This window comes from Pseudomonas sp. HY2-MNA-CIBAN-0224 (assembly GCF_040310285.1).
Taxonomy (GTDB): domain Bacteria; phylum Pseudomonadota; class Gammaproteobacteria; order Pseudomonadales; family Pseudomonadaceae; genus Aquipseudomonas; species Aquipseudomonas helleri.
Window position 1 is genome coordinate 1 of sequence record NZ_JBEOPQ010000680.1, and the last position, 257, is coordinate 257.

A 257-nucleotide genomic window follows, 5' to 3' on the forward strand; every position below is an offset into this window, starting at 1 on the left:
TAACGAGTATATGTCCAGATACAGCGGTTAATGGCTCTTTTTGGGTAAACGTCCAGCCGCGTCTGCCCGTTGGTGTACAGATAGCAAGTGGCTGTGATTGCCGTGCTAATGTTGCATGGAGTGCAAGGTATTGGCTGTCCAGCACTACTTTAACTTGTGCAGGCATAAAATCTAAAGTAACGGTCAGTTTGGCATGGGTAAATACCATTTGCCCTTGATAGCAATCACCTTGTAGTTGCGTATGGCGAGTCAAAGGT

General features: G+C 46.3%; 1 protein-coding gene. It reads right to left on the reverse strand.

Going from position 1 to position 257, the window contains the following annotated elements:
- A partial coding sequence (locus AAEZ03_RS28040; protein ID WP_350583205.1) for a DUF2804 family protein occupies positions 1 to 257 on the reverse strand: 257 nt, incomplete at both ends.